The sequence below is a fragment of the Streptomyces sp. NPDC030814 genome, assembly GCF_055572155.1.
The window spans coordinates 71,799-87,539 of record NZ_JBVIDX010000003.1 but is presented as its reverse complement, the minus strand read 5'-3'; the positions used below and the strand labels follow the sequence as shown (position 1 = coordinate 87,539).

Annotated in this window: 14 protein-coding genes, 1 other RNA gene and 2 pseudogenes; 6 read left to right on the top strand and 11 right to left on the bottom strand. The window is 70.9% G+C overall.

Annotated elements, in window-relative coordinates:
- Complete coding sequence (locus ACZ43N_RS07260; RefSeq protein ID WP_468095651.1) at positions 1–1,821, bottom strand: hypothetical protein; 1,821 nt, start codon at positions 1,819–1,821, stop codon at positions 1–3.
- A gap of 126 nt (positions 1,822–1,947) precedes the next feature.
- Between ACZ43N_RS07260 and ACZ43N_RS07255 the strand changes: the two genes are divergently transcribed.
- The gene (locus ACZ43N_RS07255) at positions 1,948–2,106 is read left to right on the top strand and encodes a hypothetical protein (RefSeq protein WP_468095650.1); all 159 of its coding nucleotides are present in this window, start codon (positions 1,948–1,950) and stop codon (positions 2,104–2,106) included.
- Between the two features lie 36 nt (positions 2,107–2,142).
- On the opposite strand, the gene ACZ43N_RS07250 is transcribed toward ACZ43N_RS07255, so the two are convergent.
- Both ACZ43N_RS07250 and ACZ43N_RS07245 read right to left on the bottom strand, forming a co-directional pair.
- Positions 2,143–2,508 (bottom strand): hypothetical protein, encoded by a 366-nt coding sequence (locus ACZ43N_RS07250; protein ID WP_468095649.1) that lies wholly within the window; start codon positions 2,506–2,508, stop codon positions 2,143–2,145.
- The gene (locus ACZ43N_RS07245) at positions 2,508–2,897 is read right to left on the bottom strand and encodes a DUF6507 family protein (RefSeq protein WP_060893610.1); all 390 of its coding nucleotides are present in this window, start codon (positions 2,895–2,897) and stop codon (positions 2,508–2,510) included. The genes ACZ43N_RS07250 and ACZ43N_RS07245 overlap by 1 nt, the downstream gene beginning before the upstream one ends.
- 552 nt (positions 2,898–3,449) lie before the next feature.
- On the opposite strand from ACZ43N_RS07245, the gene ACZ43N_RS07240 reads away from it, so the two are divergent.
- Positions 3,450–4,553 carry a DUF6907 domain-containing protein gene (locus ACZ43N_RS07240; protein ID WP_468095647.1) on the top strand — a complete coding sequence of 368 codons (1,104 nt, stop codon included), beginning with the start codon at positions 3,450–3,452 and terminating at the stop codon, positions 4,551–4,553.
- Positions 4,554–4,798: 245 nt separating this feature from the next.
- Here ACZ43N_RS07240 and rnpB read toward each other — a convergent pair.
- The 4 genes and pseudogenes from rnpB to ACZ43N_RS07220 form a co-directional block, all read right to left on the bottom strand.
- Positions 4,799–5,213, bottom strand: an RNA gene (gene rnpB / locus ACZ43N_RS07235) — RNase P RNA component class A.
- A 118-nt stretch (positions 5,214–5,331) separates the two neighbouring features.
- Positions 5,332–6,048: pseudogene (locus ACZ43N_RS07230) on the bottom strand (DMT family transporter); the annotation flags it as partial.
- A gap of 151 nt (positions 6,049–6,199) precedes the next feature.
- On the bottom strand, positions 6,200–7,015 hold the full coding sequence (locus ACZ43N_RS07225; protein ID WP_468095645.1) for a helix-turn-helix domain-containing protein: 816 nt from the start codon (positions 7,013–7,015) through the stop codon (positions 6,200–6,202).
- Between the two features lie 88 nt (positions 7,016–7,103).
- Positions 7,104–7,654: pseudogene (locus tag ACZ43N_RS07220) on the bottom strand (Uma2 family endonuclease).
- 212 nt (positions 7,655–7,866) lie between these two features.
- Between ACZ43N_RS07220 and ACZ43N_RS07215 the strand changes: the two are divergent.
- A complete protein-coding gene (locus tag ACZ43N_RS07215) occupies positions 7,867–8,661 on the top strand; it encodes a MerR family transcriptional regulator (protein ID WP_468095644.1) in 795 nt (264 codons plus the stop codon).
- 23 nt (positions 8,662–8,684) lie between these two features.
- The gene (locus ACZ43N_RS07210) at positions 8,685–9,374 is read left to right on the top strand and encodes a hypothetical protein (protein WP_468095643.1); all 690 of its coding nucleotides are present in this window, start codon (positions 8,685–8,687) and stop codon (positions 9,372–9,374) included.
- On the opposite strand, the gene ACZ43N_RS07205 is transcribed toward ACZ43N_RS07210, so the two are convergent.
- Positions 9,325–10,827: an RNB domain-containing ribonuclease gene (locus ACZ43N_RS07205; protein WP_468095641.1), complete on the bottom strand. Its 1,503-nt coding sequence runs from the start codon at positions 10,825–10,827 to the stop codon at positions 9,325–9,327. The genes ACZ43N_RS07210 and ACZ43N_RS07205 overlap by 50 nt on opposite strands.
- 137 nt (positions 10,828–10,964) lie before the next feature.
- Between ACZ43N_RS07205 and yaaA the strand changes: the two genes are divergently transcribed.
- Both yaaA and eda read left to right on the top strand, forming a co-directional pair.
- Positions 10,965–11,747, top strand: coding sequence for a peroxide stress protein YaaA (gene yaaA, locus ACZ43N_RS07200; protein ID WP_468095640.1), 783 nt, complete (start codon positions 10,965–10,967; stop codon positions 11,745–11,747).
- A 95-nt stretch (positions 11,748–11,842) separates the two neighbouring features.
- The gene (gene eda / locus ACZ43N_RS07195; protein WP_468095638.1) at positions 11,843–12,517 is read left to right on the top strand and encodes a bifunctional 4-hydroxy-2-oxoglutarate aldolase/2-dehydro-3-deoxy-phosphogluconate aldolase; all 675 of its coding nucleotides are present in this window, start codon (positions 11,843–11,845) and stop codon (positions 12,515–12,517) included.
- Here the strand turns inward: eda and ACZ43N_RS07190 are convergent.
- From ACZ43N_RS07190 to ACZ43N_RS07180, 3 genes are read right to left on the bottom strand one after another with little or no spacing between them, the layout of a single operon-like run.
- Entirely contained in the window at positions 12,503–13,987 is a 1,485-nt protein-coding gene (locus ACZ43N_RS07190; RefSeq protein ID WP_468095636.1) for a bifunctional RNase H/acid phosphatase, read from the bottom strand. The two genes, eda and ACZ43N_RS07190, sit on opposite strands and share 15 nt — an antisense overlap.
- A gap of 35 nt (positions 13,988–14,022) precedes the next feature.
- Positions 14,023–14,766 (bottom strand): zinc ribbon domain-containing protein, encoded by a 744-nt coding sequence (locus ACZ43N_RS07185; protein WP_468096446.1) that lies wholly within the window; start codon positions 14,764–14,766, stop codon positions 14,023–14,025.
- Positions 14,763–15,638 (bottom strand): Nif3-like dinuclear metal center hexameric protein, encoded by an 876-nt coding sequence (locus tag ACZ43N_RS07180; protein ID WP_468095635.1) that lies wholly within the window; start codon positions 15,636–15,638, stop codon positions 14,763–14,765. Before ACZ43N_RS07180 ends, ACZ43N_RS07185 begins: the two co-directional genes overlap by 4 nt.
- Positions 15,639–15,741 lie beyond the last annotated feature (103 nt).

The window sequence follows — 15,741 nt, the reverse complement described above, 5'->3', positions numbered from 1 at the left end:
TCAGTTGATTTTCATGTGTTCGATCACGACGCCAGCATAGAGGGTGCCGTCCGGCTCCTGGACCTTGACCAGGACGTACTGCAACTTCCTGTCCTTCAGCGCCTGTCTGAACTCTCGCGCGAGTTCGGCGTCCCGACCGCCACGTTTCGTCATCTCGCCCAGGATGGTCCGCAGGTACAGATACGTCCCCTGCTTCACTCGCATACCGGCCGCCCCGCCGTCGTCGCCGACGTGCGGTCGCCCAGGATCCTCGGGGTCGGCTCGTCCCTGTCGCCATTGGAGATCGTTTCCCGGCGCCTTGTCCTCAACGATCAGGATCTTGTCGTCCTCAAGCCTGTATGCGCCGTCGAACATGTGGGCCCCGGTGGGCGTCTTGGGGAGGTCGATCTCCTGAGCCTCCGGGAACTCGCGTCGAACGGCGTGGAGCCTGGAGGCGTCCTCACCCAGCTTCTCGGAGATCTTGCTGTTCGGAGGCACGTCTCCGAGCTGTTTTCCATAGGCCTTTTGAGCAGCGGCAAGGGCCTCACGGTTCGATGTCGAGGGCGTCTCGTCGAAGGCCTTCTGCGCGTTCATGAGGTCCATATAGGCGCGACGGTCAGCGGTCCTTCTGTCGAGCCTCGGAAGAACGTCGTCGGGGGCGGTACTCCGCGGCAGCGGCTTCGCACCGAACCGGGTTTCGGACGGACCACTCGGCAGGTCGTGCTTGGCCACGAAGCGCCCTTGCGCATCCTTCGCGAGCTGGGGAAGTTCGACGCCGTCCACCAGTCCGATATGGGGTCTCCTGCGTCCGAGGGTGTCGTAGTGCTTCTTGCGCCACTCCGGGTCTTCGTTGGCCCTCCGGACATGCTCGTCCTGAATGGCCTTGCGCTCGGCAGGAGTCAGCTTCCGCTGTCCTTCGTCACGGGAGCCGTCGCCGTCCGCCCGATCCGCCCGATGCTCATCGGGCCCTGCCGACCGTGTGGCGCGGTCATGCGGCCCGCCATGTCCAGGACCGGAACCGGTTGGGGTCCCCCTGCCCGTCCCCGGACCGTCTCCCGAACCATGCCCGACACCGTTGCCCGGAGCGCGCTCGCCCGTCCGGCCCACGTCGGCGACGGAATTCGTCCCCGCGTGAGCACCGACGAGTTCTGGCTCCCGGGTTCCTGTCACCGGGGCGCGAGACGTGGAGTCGTCCCCGGCGCGGGCGGCGGCCGACGGCTCGGCCTTGGCCTGGGAGGCGTGCTGGTGAAGGGTGCCGTCGGCGTTGAGCAGGTGGCCCTTGTCGGTGAGGTAGACGACCCTTCCGGTCGCGTCGTCGACGTACGGGATCGCGTTGTCGGGAACCCTGGGCGACCGGAGGGCATCGCCTCGCTCGAGCAGGTCCAGTGTTGCCCCGGAGTCCAGTCTCTTCAATGTGCTAAAGGCGTCACCGACTTTGACGTAGGCGAACTTGCCCGCCTTGCCGACATGCGTGAACGGGTCGACGGCCCGGCCGACCTTGCCCACGACCGACACGGCACGAGCGGCCGCTCCGGTCCGGCCGGCACCGGTGGCCGCCGCGCCCGCCCCTTCGGTGCCCAGCAGGCCCAGGACGTTGAAGCTGACGGCACCAGCAGCCCGGGCCGGGTTGCTCTCCCACGTGTCCCAGGCGACAAATCCCTTGACGGTCTGCTTGTAGGTGGTGCGGGAATCGCGCAGCCACGAGGGGAGTTTGTCGTCGGGCACCAGCCACCAGGTGCCGAGGGTGGCGCTGGTCAGGAAGGAGGCAGCGCCGAGCTTGGCCAGGCCCGTCCACGCCTCGCCCGCCGCGTCCGAGCCGTCCGCGCCGAACAGGGTGCCCACGCCATGGACCGTGCCCATCACACCGTCGGTCCAGAAACCGTCCCAGACCTGCCCGGACGTGTGCGTGAACCAGTCCCAGCCCTCGTACTCCTGCTCGACAGCCGCGCCCCACGGGGTCTCCCCGGCGTGATCGAGGTCCTCGGCGCGATAGCCGTACATGTTCTCGCCGTGCGAACCGTCATCGACGGTGAGCGTGGTGCCGCCGACGAGGGCGGTGATCTTGTTGTGGCAGGCGCGTTCAGCGGCCTGGAAGGCGGCGACTGTCTGGTTGACCTCGCGCCATAAGCCATTGTTGGTGTCGACCTTGTCTTTGTCCTTGCGCTAGTCGTCGTCCCCCGCGACCGAGTCCACGAACGTCCGCGCGTCCGCCTTCAGGGTGGCCAACTTCTCCACCAGCGGCCTGACTTCGACACCATACTCATCCAACGCGCCAGCGACCTTCTCCAGATCGTCCGCGAACGCGTCCGCCTTCGCCTTCACCGGCTGCGTGGAGGAGAACAGGTCATGGGCCTCCGGGGCACGGTAGAAGGCCGACAACCCCTGGAAGGCGGTGTGCAGATCCGCGCCCGAAGCCCGGAACTGACCCGCGTTCGCGTACAGCAACATCACGTCGATGCCAAGGGTGGACAGATCCCCGAGGAACTGCGGTATCCCCGACGGGTCGATCAGCTTCGCCTCGTCCGCCATCACTGACCCTTGGCCGGCGAATCGACCCCAGGCAGCTCGACCTTCGGTTCCTTGGCCGCTTCACGCTGTGCGTTGGCCGCCAGAGTCAGGTCGCCCTCGACGTAGTGCCCGGTGGCCTCCGCAGCCCCGCTCAGCGACTTGGACGCCCGCTCGGCGATATAGAGCAGGTCATGGCTCCACTGCTGCAGAAACTCCCCCAGCGCCGCGCCCACCACGCCAACGGTGCTGGTGTAGGGCCCGTACTGACTGGTGATCATCCCCGCCGCCGAGGCCGCCTCCTCCAGGTTGCCCTGCATCGCCGAACCCGCCTCCGACAGGTTCTTCCCATGCGTACCCGACGTCTCCAGAACACCGCGCACCCCGACCGGGTCTATGTCCCAGCCCGTCACACCGCTCTCCCAACCCCGTACACGCCAAGAGCCACCCGATACAGGGCGTCAGCCCCTGCCGCCGCACCGACTGTCCCGACAAGACGAACGTCTCATCGATCATCGAACATGCTCTCGCGTACGCCACTGCGGACACAACATCGTGCTGCGGCATGAGGCTGGAACCAGTCACTTCACACGGCGAGAACGGGCGCCTGCTCGCCCCCCTTCAATCGAAGCGTCGCCACTACTTCGCCGACATCACGTTGTCTACACAGCGCCCCACCGTGCTCCGCTTCGCCGCAAAAGCCGCGCAGTGTACCGCCGAGCAGCCAGTTCTGAGGCAAGTGCCGCCCGAACGGAGAGGCAGGTGCCTGACCTTGGCGAGCTGGGCGACCACGAGGACCGAAGCAGCAGAGCAACCGTGCATTCGACAGTCGCGCCCACAGGCCAACGTCTCTGCCCCAGCCTTTCTGCAACAAGGAGAGAAGCGTGAGCATCATCGCAACGACAGCCACTGAGAGCGACGAGGACTTCCCCGCCCGGGCCCTCCAACTTGCCGACGCCCCCTCGATGCCCCCGACCGAGGCAAGCCTCGAGCCCAGTGACCGGCAGCCGTGCACTGTCCACCCAGACTGGTGCACAGAAACCGGCAACCACTACGACCACTTCGGAACCCTGCACACCGTCAAGGGCAATGACGGCCGGGAGCTGCTGAATGCGCACCTTCTGGATCTGTCTGGTTCGAAGCCGATCATCGGTCTGGGCGACACGGACACGACTGCGGCCGAGGCCCGCGTCAAGGCGACGGAGCTTCGCGGGTTCGCCGACGAGCTCGAGACCCTCGCGGACAAGGTGGAGGTCTCCGCCAGCCACGAGCCATCGGGCACTCCGCAGATGACCGCCTGCCCCGCCGGCGTCTCGTTCTGCGATGGAAACCCCAGGGACCACGAGGACCCGCGCGAACACCTTCACCACGGCCCGCTAATCGCCATGGGTGCTCACCGCCCTTACGCCTGTCAGCGCAGGGACGGCATCATGGCGTTCCAATTGTCCCAGGTCGACGACGAAACGCCCGGCCTGGACTTCGTGGCCGGCGGCGACTGGCCGACGCTCGACCTCGGAGAGGTCGACGAACTGATCAGCGACATGAGCGCGCACCTGGCGAAGCTCCGGGCCGCACGTACGCAGCTCGCGTGCCTGGTATCCGGGCGGACCGGCGAGACGACCGCAGCGCTTGACCGCACCTGGATGTACGACGACAGATACGGCACCCGGCACACCGTCACCTGCCCGTCCTGGTGCACGACGGACCACACCTTTGAAATGAAGGGCAGGCCCCACCCCGCCGACGTACACCACCAGATGTACGGCGCTGTGGCCTCTACCGAATACACCGAGGCCTACGAGGAGTACGAGTCCTGGCAGGTGCTCTGCGCACACCTCGCCGTAAGTCCGGACTCGACAGTCAGCCCGGCCTACCGAGTCCCGCACGTACTGGTCGAAGTAGCCGCCGACATGTACACCCGCCCGATGGGGCCGGACCAGCTGGCCGAGTTCATCGCAACGGTGGCCGGGCAGCTGGAAGAGCTTCGCGCCATGCACCCTCGGCTCACCGCAGCCCGCGCCGAATGGGCCGCGCGGAACGACACGACGGCCGACGCCGAGGCGGCGTAACCCCGCCGGGCCAGGACCGCCACGATGCCCGCGGCTCCAGCGCCATGCTCCAACGGCTGTCGCAAACGCCCAGCCCAGAGGCCTCGCGCACCCCTCCGCTCCAGGGACTTTTCAGGGACTTTCAGCTCTGTCCGAGGGACTTGCGAGGGACTTTTTGCCGCCTAACGCGGCAAGCTCCTGAAAGATCGGAAAGGGCCTCCGACGCAGGTCAGAGGCCCTTTCCCAGGCAAAGCCGCAGGTAGCGGCAGACGAGTCGGGCTGTACGCCGGGTTCTGTCGCCCGGTCGCCTCGCGGCGGCCGGGGAGACGGCCATCCATCTAGGACCGGCGTTGCCGCCGGCCTCGTGCGGTCTACCCGCGGACTCGGGCGGGCAGCCCTCGAACGTCCGCGCAGGGTCGCTTTTCACGGCGGCCCCTCTTGACCTTGCTCCGGGTGGGGTTTACCTAGCTGCCCAGGTCACCCTGGGCACTGGTGGTCTCTTACACCACCGTTTCACCCTTACCGAGGCCCGTACGGATACGGTCCCCGGCGGTTTGCTTTCTGTGGCACTGTCCCGCGGGTCACCCCGGGTGGCCGTTAGCCACCACCCTGCCCTGTGGAGCCCGGACGTTCCTCGGGAAGCCCCCTAGGGGGACTCCACGCGGCCGTCCGCCCGGCTCGTCTGCCGTGTCGACCATGTTACCGGGCGGCTGGGGCGCCTCGGTCCCGCCGAGGCCGTCGCCAGGAACGAGCCCGCCAGGATCAGGGCGAAGGCGAGCAGGACCGTCGTCGTGAGCTGCTCGTCGAGGAAGAGCGCGCCCGCCGCCACCGCCACCGCCGGGTTGACGTAGGTGAAGACCGTCGCCCTCGTCGGGCCGACCTCGCGGATCAGTTCCAGGAAGACGACGAAGGCGAGCGCCGTGCAGATCACTCCCAGGCCCGCCAGGGAGGCCAGGACGGAGGGCGAGGGCATGGTCGTCGGCCAGGTCAGGGCCGCCGCGGGGGCGTAGACGATCGCCGACAGGAGCAGGACCGGGGCTATCAGCTGCAGCGTCGGGACCTGCTTCAGGTGGCGGGCCATGATCAGCGGGGCCGTGGCGTAGCCGATCACCGTGACGGCCACCTCCGCCAGGGAGCGGGCATCTCCCCCGGTCAGGTGCGGGACCGTGAGGACCGCCACTCCGGCCAGGCCCAGGATCAGTCCCGTCAGCCGCCGCGCGCCCAGGTGTTCCGTGTCGCCGAAGAAACGGGTCAGGAGCACGGCCACGATCGGGACGCCCGCGATCAGCAGGCCGGCCGTGGAGCTGGAGAGGTGGCGTTCGGCGTCGGTCAGGGTCCACCAGGGGCCGATCACCTCGATCACGGCGAAGGCCAGCATGGGGCGCCAGTGGGTCCGTACGGTCGCGGCCAGTCCGCCCTGGCGGATCGCGAAGGGGAGCAGGAGAGCTGCGCCCAGGGCGCAGCGTACGAACACCACCATCGACGGGGACACTCCGTCCACCGCCACTTTGATCATCAGGTAGGGGATGCCCCAGAGGACTCCCATCAAGGAGAAGAGGAACCAGCCGCGTGCAGTCATGGGGAGAGTTTCCGGCCGGTCGGGGGGCTGTGTCTTGAACGTTGTTGCGCAGCGGTCGCCGGGCCAAGACTTGCGGGGCTGGCAGGGCTTACGGGCGTACGCCCGTCCGGTACGCCGCCGGGGTGACCCCGAGGACCCGTCTGAACCAGCGCGTCATATGGGCCTGGTCGGCGAAGCCCACCTGGCCTGCGACCTCCGCCGGGCGGTCGCCGGACTCCAGCAGGGTGCGGGCACGGCTCACCCGGTACTGGGCCAGCCAGGCGTACGGGGGCATGCCCATCGTCGTACGGAACGCGCGCAGGAGTTGGTAGCGGGAGAGGCCCAGTTCGGCGGCCAGGTCGGCGAGGGAGGGTGGGGCCTGGAGTTCGTCTGCCAGGCGGTCGCGTACGGCGAGGGCGATGGTGCCGGCGCCCGGGACCGTGTCGGAGACGGGACGGGCCGTGGAGTGGCGGCGGGCCAGAGCCGTGAGCAGCCAGGGGAGGCGGGACTCGGCCTCCAGGGGGTCGGGGCAGGTGCTCAGCTCGTGGTGGGCGGTGCGCAGGGCGGCGGCGAGTTCCGGGTCGTGGAGGAGGGGTTCGCGGAAGTGCGGGGTGCCGCCGAGGATGCCGTCGGCGAGGAGGGTGGGGGCCGGGTAGAGGGCGCGGTAGGCGTAGGTGCCGTACGCCGACTCGCCGGTGTGGACCTCTCCCGGGGCCAGCACGACGATCGAGCCCTCTCCCACGGTCAGGGCGCCGCCCCGGTAGTCGATGCACGAGGCGCCGAGCACACAGATGCCCACGCTGAACTCCTCGTGGGTGTGCGGGGCGTAGCGGTGGCGGTCGAAGCGGGCGGTCAGCAGGTCGAGGGGGCGGTCGGGGCGGCCTAGGGTCGCCCGGGTCCACCGGGTCTGTTCGCTGCCGCCCACGTCCCCCGCTCCTTCCGCCGGTCGGTCACAGGGGGTGCAACACGCGGGCGGCTCGTTTCCATCCCCGCGGGCCGGGTCCCTCGGCTCTTCAGAGGAGGTCCGCCGTGTCCAGGTCGAAGGCGAAGGGTTCGGGGAGGGTGATCGACTTGCCGAGGGGGCGTGTGTCGAGCTGCCGGTACTTCTCGTTCTCGGGGTCGCTCAGCAGGGTGATCGACGAGGCCTCGCGGTCGACCAGCAGGTAGAGGGGGATTCCGCCGCGGGCATAGCAGCGGTGTTTGGTTTCGCGGTCGGCCCGGGGCCTGGGTGACGTCACTTCGAGCACCATGGCCACGCCGTCGCACGGCATCCAGGGACCGGCGCCACGGAAGAGCCGCAGATCCATGGGGGCGAAGGTGCCGTCCGGGATGACGTGGTCCTCGGGGTAGGACTCCCTGGCTCCGAGCGACAGGCCCTTGTTGCCGGTGAACTGCATGGCGGTTCGGGACCGTCTGATCACCTGGCTCACGATCAGCCCGATGCAGTCCTCATGGTCTCCGTCCGCCGGCGCCGTCATCACGAATTCCCCCTCGATCAGCTCCGCCCGAAAGCCCTCCGGGTGGCCAGGGCATGAAAGCCCTCGATCAGGATCTCCGCATCGATGCGAGCCCCACGGGCCCCACGATCCGTGGAACTCACGTCACATGCCCTCTTCCTTGCACCTCGCCAGACTGCGGTACCGGCCGACCTCCTGACCTGGAGATCGAGGGCTGTTCCCTCGAACGAGTCGTTGCGGTCAGGCACCGTGAGGCTTGGACCGGCCCCCGCCCTGTGTGGCTTGACCCTGCCGCGACGTCAACGTTTCTACTGGTCCCATGCGGATCGGAGAGCTGGCCGCGACCGTCGGGGTCACCACCCGGGCGGTGCGGCACTATCACCACCTGGGGCTGTTGCCGGAGCCGGAGCGGCGGTCGAACGGGTACCGGGACTACACCCTGCGGCACGCGGTCGTGCTCGCGCGGATCCGGCGGCTGACGGAGCTGGGGCTCGGGCTCGCCGAGGTGCGGGACGTGCTGGCGGACGACGCGGGGCGTGAGCTCGTCGAGGTGCTGGGCGAGCTGGACGAGGACCTGGCGCGGCAGGAATCGGCGATCCGGGAGCGGCGGGCCCGGTTGCGGGTCCTGAGGGAGGACGCGCGGCGCGGGCGGCTGCCCGCCGAGGGTCCCGTCTCGCCGGAACTCGCCGATCTCTTCGGGAAGTTCGGGCCTGTGGCGCCCGAGTCCGCGATGGCCGCCAAGGACCGGGAGGTGTTCGCGCTCCTGGAGACGACCGCGCCCCCTGAGGCTCGGGCCGAGTTGCTGGCCGGGCTGGAGGCAATGATGGCGGCGCCCGGCGCGGTGGAGCGGGCGCACGAGGCGTACGCGCTGCTCGACGACCTCGCCGACGCCGACCTCGACGACCCGCGCGTGACCGAGGCGGCCAGGCTGCTCGCCGATCTCATTCCCGCCGAGCTGATCCCGCCCGACCTCGACCTCGACAACGACAACGGCGGCTCAAACGCGAGCGGCAGCGGCAGCGGCTTTCTGCGGGCCTTCTTCGCCGACTTCGCACCCGCCCAGGCGGAGGCCATCCGCCGTACGTTCCGGATACTCATGGAGGATCGCCGATGAACGCACCGCGGACACCTGATCCAATGCCGAGGACGCGGACGGGGACGGGGACGGGGACGGGGACACCATGGGCGAGTGTCCACCGGATCAGCCGCGCCCTTGTGCGCCATGAACTCCTGCTGTTCGCAAGTCTGTTCCGCTGGGCGGCCCGTCGGCCGCACGGGACCGGGGAGGGGCGGGCCTTCGGGTACGCGCGCGGGCAGGGCGCGATGATGCTCGGCTTCGGGTTCGTGTGCGTCGTCGAGACGGTGACGATGTCCGTCCTCCTCGACGACCATCCGCTGGCGCACCGGGCCTTCCTCGTCCTCGACCTCTACACGATCCTGATCGTCGCCGGGCTGCACGCCGCATCGGTGACCCGTCCCCACGTGCTCACCGACACGACGCTGCGGCTGCGCCGCTTCGCCTCCGTGGACCTCCTCGTCCCGCTCGCCGCCGTCTCCTCGGTCCGCCGCGAGCTGTGCCTGACGCACGAGAAGAAGGACGGGGAGCTGAACCTGGAGGCCGGTTCGCAGACCACCGTCACCCTCGAACTCTCCCGCGACATCGCGTACTTGACGTTCTTCGGGCGGCTCAGGGCGGTACGGATCGTGCGCTGCCACGCTGACGACGCCGATCTGCTCGTGCGGGAGATCGAGCGGCTCCGTCAAACACAGGCGGGGTTCACGCCGGCACGAAGCGGACCTTCGCCGCTCCCGGCTCGGCCTGCGTGAGCCGGACGCGCAGCCGCTCTCCCAGCGGCAGCGGCTCGCCGGCCCGTCCGACGATACGGCCGATGACCGCCGGGGACTCCAACTGCACGGTGCCGACCGCAGGTTCGCCGTCACCGGCCGCCCGTTCCTCCACGTCCACCACGCAGCCCTCGAAGATCTCCCCGACGCGGTCCCGGAGCAGGGCGGCCTCGACGAGGTCCACGCACTCGCGCTCCACACGGCCCGCCAGACGGCTGCCCCCGGACATCTCGTCGGGGAGGGCGTCGAGGGCGGCCAGGACCCATTCGGGGGCCCGGGTTCCGGAGGTCGCGGCGAGGCAGAGTTCCGCGGTGTAGCGGTCGACGAGGCGGCGGAGCGGGGCCGTGCAGTGGGCGTAGGGCGCGGCGACGGCGGAGTGCGTGGTGATGTCGGGGAGTGCGCCGTCGCGGAAGACCGTGTAGTGCGCGCCGCGCAGCAAGGTCGTGCACTCCTGGAGGAAGGCCGCATGGCGGGGGTCGTGCGGGTCGAGGGAGCGGACCAGGTGCGCGTACGACACGTGGTGCGGCCAGTCGATGCGCAGCGCCTTCGCGGTAAGGCGGAGGCGGCCCACGGCGCCGTCCGGCGCGGCGGGCAGGGTACGCAGGATCCCGGTGCCGCTGCCGAGCATCAGTTCGGCGGCGGCCATGCCGGTGAGCAGGGAGATCTGGGCGTTCCAGCCGTCGGCGGGGAGGGGCGCACGGTAGGCGAGTTCGAGTGCGTACGTTCCCCGGGTCCCGCGGTCGCCGGGGTCGTCCCGTTCGATGATCTCCTGTTCGGGGACGTTGAGGGAGATGCCGCCGCGTTCCACTTCGAGGCGCTCGCGGAGGTGTCCGATCTCCTTGAGCAGGGCGAGGGGTTCCTCGGCGGTGCCCGCGTCGATCTCCTTCTGCACGGACGCGTAGTCGAGCCTGACGCGGCTGCGGACGAGGGCGCGGCGGACGTCGACGCTCTCGGTACGGCCGTCCGCGTCGAGGTCCAGGGTCCACAGCACCGCCGGGCGGGTGTGGTCCGGGAGGAGGCTGGCGGCGCCCTCGGAGAGGCAGGCGGGGTGCAGGGGGACCTTGCCGTCGGGGAAGTAGAGCGTCGTCACCCGGCGGTGGGCCTCCGCGTCGAGGGTGGTGCCGGGGGTGACGAACGCGGCGACATCGGCGATGGCGTAACGGACCCGGTAGCCCCGGCGGCCGTCGGCGCCCGGTCGGCGGGACAGGTGCATCGCCTGGTCGAGGTCGGTGGAGGCGGGCGGGTCGATGGTGAAGAGGGGGATGTCCGTGGCGTCGTACGACGGGAGGCGGGGCGACTTGGCGGCGTGCTCCGCCTCGACGAGGACCTGGAGCGGGAAGGCGTCGGGCACGCCGAGTTCACCGCGGAGTGCGCGCAGGGCCGCCCGCAGGGGAGCCTCGGGGGCGCCCAGGACGCGGAGGTGGCGGCGGGGCATGCGTCGAGCGTAGGGCGGGGCGGACGCGGAGGCACGCCGACGACGGTCCTGTGCGGGCCGACCGGGTCGCCGGGGGCCCGGTTCGCGCTCCGAACGACCCCGTACGCTGTCGCGGAGCCCTATCCGAAGGAGTACCCGTGCTCGTCCTGCTGCCCCCGTCCGAAGGAAAGGCCCCCTCAGGGGGCGGCGCTCCGCTGAAGCTGGAGTCCCTTTCCCTCCCGGCGCTCACCGAGGCGCGCGAGGCCGTGCTCGGTGAACTGGTCGAGGTGTGCGCGGGCGACGAGGACAAGGCCCGCGAAGTGCTCGGCCTGAGTGAGGGGCTGCGCGGCGAGGTCGCCAAGAACGCTCAGCTGCGGACGGCGGGGGCGCGCCCGGCGGGCGAGATCTACACGGGCGTGCTGTACGACGCCCTCGACCTGGCCTCCCTCGACACCGCCGCGAAGAGACGGGCGGCGCGTTCGCTGCTGGTCTTCTCCGGGCTGTGGGGCGCCGTCCGCGTCACGGACCGCATCCCCTCGTACCGCTGTTCGATGGGCGTGAAGCTGCCCGGCGTCGGGGCGCTCGGTACCCACTGGCGTACGCCGATGGCGTCGGCGCTCCCCGACGCGGCCGGTGACGGGCTCGTCCTCGACCTGCGGTCCTCCGCTTACGCCGCCGCCTGGAAGCCGAAGGGCGAGGTCGCCGGCCGCACTGCGACCGTACGGGTGCTGCACGCGCCGACCCGGAAGGTGGTCAGCCACTTCAACAAGGCGACCAAGGGCCGCATCGTCCGCAGCCTGCTGTCGGCCGGCGCCGCGCCCAAGGGGCCGGCGCAGTTGGTGGAGGCGCTGCGGGACCTCGGGTACGTGGTGGAGGTCGAACCTCCGGCGGGGACGGGGAAGGCATGGACGTTGGACGTGCTGGTGACGGAGGTGCACTGACTCCCGCGGACGCGGCTGTGGGCCGCACCGAGTGACCCATTGCAGCATGTGCAACGACCTTTGCGCATGCTGCTGACGTCGGGGACGATGAGGTCATGACATCGCCGTGGCCCGTCTCGACGCCCTCCGTGCTGGACCTGGCCCCCGTGGTGCCCGTCGTCGTCATCGAGGACGCCTCGGACGCGGTGCCGCTCGCGCGGGCGTTGGTAGCCGGGGGGCTGCCGGCGATCGAGGTGACGCTGCGGACTCCCGCGGGGCTCGACGCGATCCGGGCGATCGCCGGAGCGGTGCCGGACGCGGTGGTCGGGGCGGGCACCGTCGTCACGGCGGAGCAGGTGAGGGAGGCGGTGCGGGCCGGGGCGCGCTTTCTGGTGAGCCCGGGCTGGACGGACGTCCTGCTGGCGGCGATGCAGGCGTCCGGGGTGCCGTTCCTGCCGGGGGTGTCGACCGCGTCGGAGGTCGTGGCGCTGTTGGAGCGCGGGGTGCGGGAGATGAAGTTCTTCCCGGCGCGGGCGGCGGGCGGCACGGCGTATCTGAAGTCGCTCGCGGGACCGCTGCCACAGGCCCGGTTCTGCCCTACCGGCGGGATCGGGCCGGACGACGCGCCCGAGTACCTCTCCCTCCCCAACGTCGGCTGTGTGGGCGGGACCTGGATGCTCCCGGCGGACGCGGTCGCCGCGCGGGACTGGGGGCGGGTCGAGGCGCTGGCGCGTCGGGCCGCGGCCCTGCGCGGCCGTGACCCTGACGGCCGCCGGTCAGCGCAGAGGTGACGTGTCGTTGAGGAGGCGGAGGGTGGCGTTGCCGTCGGCGTAGTACGCCAGGGCCGTCAGGGAGGCCGCCGAGAGTTCCATGCGGAACAGGGACTCGGGCGGTGCGCCGAGGGCCAGGCGGACCAGGGTCTTGATCGGGGTGACATGGCTGACGAGCAGGACCGTACGGCCCCGGTGTGCCGCGATCAGCCGGTCACGGGTGGCGGCGACGCGGTGGGCCACGGCCTCGAAGCTCTCGCCGCCGCCCGTGGGTTCCGCGTCCGGCGAGGCGAGCCAGGCGTTCATGTCGTCGGGGTACCGCTCCCGCACCTCGCCGAACGTCAGCCCCTCCCACGCGCCGAAGTCCGTCTCCCGCAGCCCGTCGTCGACGGTCACCCCCAGCCCGAGCCGGGCCGCGACGATCTCCGCCGTCTCCCGGCAGCGGGCCAGCGGCGACGACACGACCTCCTGGATCGTCCCTCGGGCGGCGAGCGCGGCGGCGACCCGTTCCGCCTGGTAGCGGCCGACATCGGAGAGGGACGGATCGGAACCGCCGCTCCCCGAGAACCGTTTCTGGGGCGTCAGGGGTGTCTCCCCGTGCCGAAGCAGCACGAAGGTGGCGGGAGTGCCGAGATCGGGGACGGCGGAGGCGACGTTCTTCGCGGCGCGGATGTCTGCGGCGACCTTCCGGCTCACGGCGGGGGTGCCGGCGGCGACGTTCCGCGCGGCACGTGTGCCGGCGTCCGCGTCCGTGGCTGCTCGTGCGTCGACGTCCGCGTCCGTGGCTGCTCGTGCGTCGACGTCGGCGTGCGTCGCGGCTCGCGTGTCGGCTCCGACATCCCTGGCGGTACTCGTGTCGGCGGCGGCCCCGGCATCGGTCTCGGCGCCGGGCTCAACACCGGCCTCGGCCCTGGCCCCCGCCAGCGCGGCCCTCGCCCGCGCCGCACCCGCGGTCGCGTCCCCGGGCGGGCCCGACGGTTCGGGGACTGCGGAGGCGGCGGAGCCGGCGGCCGTGCCGGCACCGGCCCCCGCCGTTCGTGCGTCCAGGTCCGCCATGGACCTTGACGGCGACCACCGCTCACCCCGCTTGCCCGCGTCCATCGCCTCGTTGGCGAGCCGGTCGGCGTGCTTGTTCTGGTCGCGCGGGATCCACTCGTAGGTGACGTGGCCGGGCGGGAAGACCCGCATGGCCTCGGCGGCCAGCGGCTTCATGTCGGGGTGCTTGATCTTCCAGCGGCCCGACATCTGCTCCACGACGAGCTTGGAGTCCATACGGACGCGGACGACGGCCGTCGGGTCCAGCTCGTACGCCGCCTTCAGGCCCGCGATGAGGCCCCGGTACTCGGCGACGTTGTTCGTGGCGACACCGATGTACTCGGCGGCCTCCACCAACGGCTCCCCCGTCGCCCCGTCGAGGACGACCGAACCGTAGCCCGCGGGTCCCGGGTTGCCCCGGGAACCCCCGTCGGCCTCGACGATGAACTCCCGCACCACATCAGCCTCTTGGTCTGTCCGCCACGGCCGCTCTACAGGCCCGACTCGGCCGTGCGCACCAGGATCCGGCGGCAGTTCTCGCAGCGGACGACCGTGTCGGGCGCGGCCTTGCGGATCTCGCTCAGCTCGGTGATCGCCAGCTCCTGCCGGCATCCCTGGCAGGTGCGCTGGTACAGCTTCGCCGCGCCGATGCCGCCCTGCTGCTCGCGGAGCTTGTCGTAGAGCCCCAGGAGGTCGGCGGGGACGGACGCGGCGATGACCTCGCGCTCCTTGGTCACCGAGGCGACCTCGCCGTCGATCTCCTCGAAGGCGGCGTCCCGGCGGGCGGTCGCGTCGTCGATCTTGCCCTGGACGGCGCCGACCCGCTCGGTCAGCTCGGCGACCCGCTCCTGCGCGGACTCCCGGCGCTCCATGACTTCCAGGACGATGTCCTCCAGGTCGCTCTGCCGCTTGGCGAGGGAGGCGATCTCGCGCTGGAGGTTCTCCAGGTCCTTGGGGGAGCTGACCGCGCCCGAGTCCAGGCGCTTCTGGTCGCGGGCGGCACGCTGGCGCACCTGGTCCACGTCCTGCTCGGCCTTGGTCTGCTCGCGGGCGGTGTCGCTCTCCTCGGTCTGCGCGGCGACGAGAAGGTCGCGCAGCTGGGTGTGGTCCTTCGTCAGCGACTCGATCTCGGCGTGCTCGGGCAGCGACCTCCGCTTGTGCGCGAGCTGCTGGAGGCGCACGTCGAGGGCCTGGACGTCGAGGAGTCGGATCTGGTCGGCGGGCGCGGCGTTCAGTTGGGGGCTCCCAGGTTCTCGGTGGCGGTGGTGGACGCCGCGTGGGCGGTCCAGGGGTCGGTGACCGTCTTCGAGACGTGGACGCGCAGGTCCCATCCCTTGCGGTCGGAGATCTCGTCGAGCTGGGCGGCGGCCAGCTCGCACCAGGGCCATTCGGTGGCCCAGTGCGCCGCGTCGAGCAGCGCGAGGGGCGTCGCGGTGGCTTCCGTCGTACGGGCGACGGCCTCGGAGGCGGGATGGTGACGCAGGTCCGCGGTGAGGAAGGCGTCGACACCGGCCGCGCGTACGTCGTCGAAGAGGCTGTCGCCCGAGCCGCCGCTGACGGCGACCGTGCGGACCAGCGCCTCGGGGTCGCCGGCGACCCGGATGCCCTGCGCGGTGGCGGGCAGCCGCTCGGCTGCCCGCGCAGCCAGCTCCCGTACGGTCAGCGGGCCGTCCAGCTCGCAGACGCGTCCCAGACCGCGCCGCCCGGCGGGGTCGGAGGGATCCGGCACGAGGGGCCGTACGACCCTCAGGTCCAGCGCCCCGGCGAGGGCGTCGCTCACCCCGGGGTCCGCGGTGTCCGCGTTGGTGTGGGCGACGTGCAGCGCGATGTCGTTCTTGATCAGCGTGTGCACGACGTGGCCCTTGAAGGTGGAGGCCGCCACCGTCGTCGTACCGCGCAGATACAGCGGATGGTGGGTGACCAGCAGGTCGGCCCCCAGCTTCACCGCTTCCTCGACGATCTCCCGCACGGGGTCGACGGCGAACAGGACCCTGGTGACCTCCTGGTCGGGGTCGCCGCAGACCGTGCCGACCGCGTCCCACCCCTCGGCCCTCTCGGGCGGCCAGAGGGCGTCGAGCTCGGCGATGACTTCAGACAGACGGGGCACGCACAAAGGCTACCTGCACCTCTGCCCTCCCCGACCGGCCATGGGTCACTTGACCAGCCGCCAGACACACACCCGCCGCGGCCACCGCTTCGCCCCGCCCGCC